The sequence below is a fragment of the Mycobacterium kyorinense genome, assembly GCF_002101735.1.
Lineage (GTDB): Bacteria > Actinomycetota > Actinomycetes > Mycobacteriales > Mycobacteriaceae > Mycobacterium > Mycobacterium kyorinense.
The window spans coordinates 1-6,090 of the sequence record NZ_LQPE01000036.1 but is presented as its reverse complement, the minus strand read 5'-3'; the positions used below and the strand labels follow the sequence as shown (position 1 = coordinate 6,090).

The window sequence follows — 6,090 nt, the reverse complement described above, 5'->3', positions numbered from 1 at the left end:
TGACAACCGCACCTGGCAACCCGAATCACCCCCGATCACCAAGTCGGCGGCTTGACATCTTCATTGAGAGTCCTTTCGTTGGATGGTTCGTTATGTGGGGTTGTGTCGTCGTTTGCCGGTTGCCGCCACCTTTTAAGGTGAAGGTCCGCGCCGCAAACGACGTCGACGCGGAAAGCTCCTACCAGCCAAAACCATGCCCCTGGCAAACGCAAGGGGACTTGACGCCGCACCGCGGCGCTCAGATTTCGTCAACGTCATCGAATGCCTCGAATCCAAGAGTTGCCGGGACCGGCTTTTCCTCGACCGCCGGGGATGCCACCACCGCGCCGTGCCCATCGGAGCGGGCATGCGCCGCACTCAAGGGGCCCATCATCCCGGTTCCGGTGCCCACCGCCCCGCTACCAGAACCGGGAGTTGAGGTCGTTGAGACAACCTGCGCCACTTCCTCGACCGCGGGGGCGGCCGGCGCGCTCCATCCCGCCGGGGTCCGCAGCGGGGTGGACGATGTGGCTGAAGTGAGCAGCCCGGCACCGCCGTAGGCGCCCCCGGCTGATCCGAGCGGGCTGGTCCCGTACATGCCCAGCTGGTCGACCGACCCGAAGTGGGCCAGCAGCTGATCTTGCGAGATCCCTTGCCCGGCAAGGTTGCTGCCCAATCCCTGGGTGAACACCGAGGTCAGCTGCTGCATGGGTTGGCTGGCCGCGCTCATCAACTGCTGCGGACCGAGTTGCTGGGGCAGCTCGCTGACCGCCTGCGAGGCTTGCATCGCGATCTGGGAAGCCGACTCGACCAGCGGACTGGACTGGCCGGCGACCCCACTGGTGTCCAGTGATGCCGACTGGGCGTCTTGGGTGCCCTGCTCCGCCGCACCGCCGGCTAGGTTGCCGGCGATGCCGCCCACTTGCGCGGCCAGCTGCGCCTCCCCTTTGGGTCCTTCGACCGCACTTTCGCCGGACAGCGCGACCAGCAATGCGTCGCGAGCAAGGCTGTTGGGCAAGGCGGCCGCGGTTTGGGCCAACACCGCGGCCAGCCCCGCCTCGGGCGCCCCGGGCATCGCCATGATCGGCGGCGCTACCGGGAACGGCGGAAAGGTGGTGTTGACCGCGGTCGCCGAGGCGTATTCATCCATCGCGCCGGCGGCACGGTTCCACAGCTCGACGAAGTATTGGAACTCGTTGACCGCGATCGGGATGGTGTTCATGCCCAAGAAGTTGGTCATCTCGAGAATGAAGTGGGTGACGTGGTTTTCAGCCAGCTCAGCCAGGGTCGGGGTGGTGACCACCGCGGTGCTGTAGGCCGCGGCCTGGGCGCCGGCGGCCGCGGCGCGCTGTTGGGCCATGGCGACGATCGAATCCATCCACGCCAGGTAGGGAGCGAACGCCGCCTGTGCTTGTTGGGCGGCCATCCCTTGCCACAGTGTTGAGACCGTCGCGATCTCTGCGGTCAGCATCGACATGGCAGCGGTGAAGTCCGCCGCCAGCGCCTGCCAGGCCGCCTGCGCCTGCACATAGGGCTCGGCCATGGCTCCAGCGATCAACCGCCCGGTGTTGACCTCGGGCGGCAGTCCATGCCAGGTGGTCAGCGAGACCGCCTTCTAGATGATGAGAGTGGCGCCGGCCGCGTCCACGCCCTCGTAGGCGGCGCCGACCGCGGTCATGCCCTCGCTGGCCGCCAGCAACATGGCAGTGGCTTCGGCGGACATGGCGCTGAAGTCCAGGCCCTGGGCGCTAAACGCGGTGGCCGCCAATGCCGACACCTCATCAAGACCCGACGGCGTGAGCGCGGAGACCGCCGGCATCGCGGCTGCGGTGGCAGCACCCTGGTGGGCGCCGACGGCGCCGACAGCCACACCTGAGGTTGTCAGGCCGATCGTGTTGACCTGCAGCATCTCCCCCTGCCTTCCCTTATCTTACGAGTGTGTAACCAGATGATTCGAATGTTTGCACCTGTCCCGGCCAACCGCAATACCACCTTGACACCAAACGGCCTAAGTGTTCTCGAGTTCGGGCACCACGGGCGTTTGAATCGTCTGCAGCTCGCCGGCAAAGCTGAGCACACCCCGCCCGGGCGGGCGCGGGGTGACCCGCACTCCGGCGATGAACGGGCCATGTTCTTTGACCCCGTCCATGACCAGGGTGGCCGCGCCGGCGTCGTTGTTGAGCTTCATCAGCGACGCCCCCTGGGGCAGCACCCGGTTGGCCACCGCGATCGGGCAGGCCACCACCGAGTGCACGCCGACTTGCTCGGCGCTGCCCCAAAACGGCGCCAGCGGGGCGAACACACTTGGGGCGGCGTTGTTCACCATCGCGTAGTCGTCGACGAAGATGAAGATTTCCGGGCCCTGCCACCACGACCGGTTGCGGCGCTGTTCGCGGGTGACTTCCCCGCTGGCTTGCCGGTTGGCCATCCCGTTGGCGATGGCATGCACACCGATCTCCAGCTCGGAGCTGTTGAGGATCAACCCGCTGCGCTCGCGGCCCTGCTGGTCTTCCCAGCGCAGCAGATAGTCCTCATCGACTGCATCCAATAGCCGCGACGACTTGAGGTCCACGACAAGGAATTTGACCTCGTGAGGGCTGTAGCGGGCGGTGAGCGACTTCATCATCGAAGCCAGCAAATGGGTTTTGCCGCAGTTTTTCGCCCCGAAGATGTTGAGGTGGCGTTCGGCCATGAAGTCGACCATCGCGGTGGACAGGTCCTTCTCGTACATGCCGACCGGCACCGACCAGCGCGACCCACCCCAGCGTTCGGGCATCCGAAGCGCGGCGGCCTCAAGGCGTGTCGGCAGCACTCGCACGGTGCGAGCCTGCTGGTCTTCGAACCGCTGCCGCAGTTGTTCGATGGCTACGGCCAGGCCGGCGTCGTCGACCACTTCGGTGTCGTCGAGGCGGGGCGCACCGATCATGATGTGCTTGGCGCTGATCGCGTCGAGACCGCGGCCGGGAATGTTGTGGGGCACAGCTTCGGCTGCCCGCTTGCTGACCTGGGTCAGGTTGGGGTCGTTGATCTTCAGTTCGATCTTGGTGTTGAACAGCCCATTGATGGTGCGCGGCAGCGTTGTCCATTCCAGGACGGTGACGACCAGGCGCACCCCGGCGGCCAGCCCGTCACGCATGAGCGTCTCGACTTGATCCATGGCGTCGGGGTGGGCTTTGCGGAATTCGTCCCACCCGTCGATGAGCAAGATCACGTCGCCCATTCCGTCGTCGCGGGCCTCGCCGCGCGCCACCTTGTCGCGGTAGGTTGCCATGGATCCGACGCGCAGTTCGCGGAAAATCTCGGAGCGACGGCGCACCACCTCGCCGACTTCGGAGAGGACCCGGTTGACGGTGTCGGTGTCGCCGCGCAGCGCCACCCCGCCGACATGCGGAAGCCCTTCGAGTGCGAGCAGTTTGCTGTCGCCTCCGAAATCCAGGCCGTAGATCTGCACCTTGCGGGGATCGTTGAGCAGCGCCGCACTCATCGCAAGTGTTTGCAGCGCAACGGATTTTCCTGAGCGTGTGCGTCCCCACACCACCAGGTGGCTGTCGGTCAGATCGACGCTGAACACATCTTGCTTGTGCTGGTAGGGCAAGTCGATCAGACCGATTGGCAGCCGCAGCACCGCTTTGGCGCCGGGTGTTGCGCCGCTGGCGGCCACCAGCGCACCCACGGGGCGGGGGCGGTCCAGCCTGGGCAGCCACATCTTGTAGGCCGGTGGGCCTTGGCCGGCAAGCTGATCGAGGACGACCGTGATGAGCTCGGGTGCGTCGTCGATCTCTTGGCGGGTGTGGGTGACCGGCGCCACGGGCTGGTCGGTCTTGCTGTCGGCGTGCACCGCCCCGACGGGGGTGATCCCGAACTTGGCGATCCCGGAAATGCCGCCCACGGTTTTGGTTTCGTTACGGGTCGCGCTGATGGTGGGCGGGAAGTAGGGTTCGTAGACGTGGGCGGCTTCGAAGAATTTCGGCTCTGCCCCACCGACTTTCAGATAGCCCTGCCCGACTTGGGTGAGGTAGTAGGCGTCTTTGGTGTCGATCGCGGCGCTGGAGTCCTGGGCGTTGGCGGTTTTGAGCGCGATGCGCCAACCCAGGTTGGATTCCAGCTGGCCCAGCGACACCCCGGTGAGTGACTGGGTGGCTAGCACCAGCTGGATACGGTCGGATCGGCCTTGGCGGGCCAGGTGTTCGAAGAGGTCGCGGTATTCGGGGTGGTCTTTGAGCAGCGCGGTGAATTCGTCGACCACCACCAGAAGCGTTGGGAACGGCGGGATTTTGGCTCCGCGTTCTCTGGCCTTCAGGTAGGAGGCGGCGTCTTTGAAACGCCCGGCTTCTTTGCGGAGTCGCTGGCGGCGCTCCACCTCGCCGCGTAGCACATCTTCGAGCCGGTTGACGGAGTCTTTGTCGCCGATGTTGCTGAGCACTTGCACGGTGTGGTTGAGCTTTTCGAATCCCGGGAAGGTGCCGTCGCCCTTGTAGTCGACGAGGATGAGGTTGACCTGTTCGGGGGTGTGGGTGGCGACCACGCCCAGCAGCAGGTCCGCCACGAACGATGACTTTCCCGACCCGGTGTAGCCCAGGATCAGCCCGTGCGAGCCCATCCCGCCTTCGGAGTCTTCTTTCATGTTCACCACGACCGGGGCCCCGGATCGATCCCACCCGATGGGGATGCGCATCCGCTCGGGGTCGCGGTCGCGGTAGGTGACCCAGCGGCTGGTGCCCATGGTGCCGGGGTCATCGATGCCGTGCAGGGCCTGCCACGTCTTGACCGGGCCGCTGGCCTCACCGCGGGTGTCGGTGTGCCCGGAGCCGGCGGCGCGCCAGCGCGCCATGCGCCGCGCGATGCGGCGGGCGTCGTGGTCGCTGACCGCATCGGCGCGGGTGACCCAGTACTTCAGCGGGTCGTCGGGGCTCATCCGCCGTCGGCGGGCCCGCCCGCTCGCCGCTAGTTCGACGCGCGCGCCTTGGGTGGTCTCCAGCGCCGACTCGTCGGTTCCGCCGCGGCGTATCACGGTCACCGCTTCGCTGCCCTCACCGCAGCCCGGTACGGCGCCGACCCGATCGGCCACCACTACCAGCCATGGCTTGTCACCGTTGTAGTCGCGGTCGGCGGAAAATCCGCCGCGCCCGGCCAGGATCTCTTCGAGGCCTTCGCGGGCGTTGTGCGGCGCGTAGACCATTCGTTCGCTGCCCAGCGCGTCGTTGCGGTGCGGGTTTTGGTTGTGCGGCAACCATTTAATCCAGTCCCACTCCTGCGCGTGTTCGGTGACGACGGCGATGAGCACCAGGTTGGGTGGGTGAAATACCGCCAGCTGCAACAGCATCGCCCTAATGACGCCGGCCAGGTCGCCGTCGCCGAAGAACTGCACGCTGGCATGGGTTTTCAGGTCGATCTTGACCGGCATACCGGCGACCGCCCGATGCGCCCGGAAGAAGCGTTGCGCCGCCACGTTTTGCACCGGCTCGAGATCGATGTTGGGGGCGGTGTCGGCCATCGTCATCCCGCCGCCGAGTTTTTGCTCGTTGAGCCCGACTCGGGCGGTCAAGAAGTTGGTCCGGTCCCGCTCGGGGTTGGTGTGCTCCCATTGGCGGGGCCCGCCGATCAACGAGGCCAGGGTTTCCGGCGGCGGCGCGGTGTGCGCAAGCAGCGCGTACTGCTGGGCGGCTCGTTGGTGCACCGTGCCGCGCAGCTTGGTCAACATCTCGGTGTATTTGCGTCGTTCGGCGTTGATCTCGGGGGTTTTCTTGCCACCTGATGCGCCGTAGCCGCCCATCATGCCGGCCCCGGAGGCCAGAAACATCAACGGGAACAGCAACATGAACGGGCTCATGCGACGCAGCCCGGTGGCAAAGAAGATGCCGATCATGCCGACGATGGCGATCACCATCAAAATGGGCAGGAGCTTTTGCATTTTGCCCGCGGGCACCACCTCGGGCACTTCGCTGGGTGGCGGCACCTTGGTCTCGACCATCGAGAACTGCGGCGGCGGTGTTGGTTTGCGCGGCGGGATCCAGGGTCGAACGCTCACGGGTTGCCCTCTTCTTCTGGTGGCGGTGGCGGCGCGGCCGGGGGTGGCGGCGGCGCGGGCTTGGTTTCGGTGATCGTCACCGG

General features: G+C 66.2%; 3 protein-coding genes. All 3 read right to left on the bottom strand.

The genetic code is table 11. The annotated features are described in order from the left end of the window. Window positions 1–238 precede the first annotated feature (238 nt). Window positions 239–1,564 (bottom strand): PPE family protein, encoded by a 1,326-nt coding sequence (locus AWC14_RS06620; RefSeq protein ID WP_045375028.1) that lies wholly within the window; start codon window positions 1,562–1,564, stop codon window positions 239–241. Window positions 1,565–1,594: 30 nt separating this feature from the next. Further along, window positions 1,595–1,888: a PE family protein gene (locus tag AWC14_RS06615; RefSeq protein ID WP_045375026.1), complete on the bottom strand. Its 294-nt coding sequence runs from the start codon at window positions 1,886–1,888 to the stop codon at window positions 1,595–1,597. Between the two features lie 99 nt (window positions 1,889–1,987). Next, window positions 1,988–6,007 (bottom strand): type VII secretion protein EccC, encoded by a 4,020-nt coding sequence (locus AWC14_RS06610; protein WP_045375023.1) that lies wholly within the window; start codon window positions 6,005–6,007, stop codon window positions 1,988–1,990. Window positions 6,008–6,090 lie beyond the last annotated feature (83 nt).

Bases quoted from the DNA above. Each gene is read 5' to 3' on its own strand.
- AWC14_RS06615 (WP_045375026.1), bottom strand. From the start codon at position 1,888: ATGCTGCAGGTCAACACGATCGGCCTGACAACCTCAGGTGTGGCTGTC.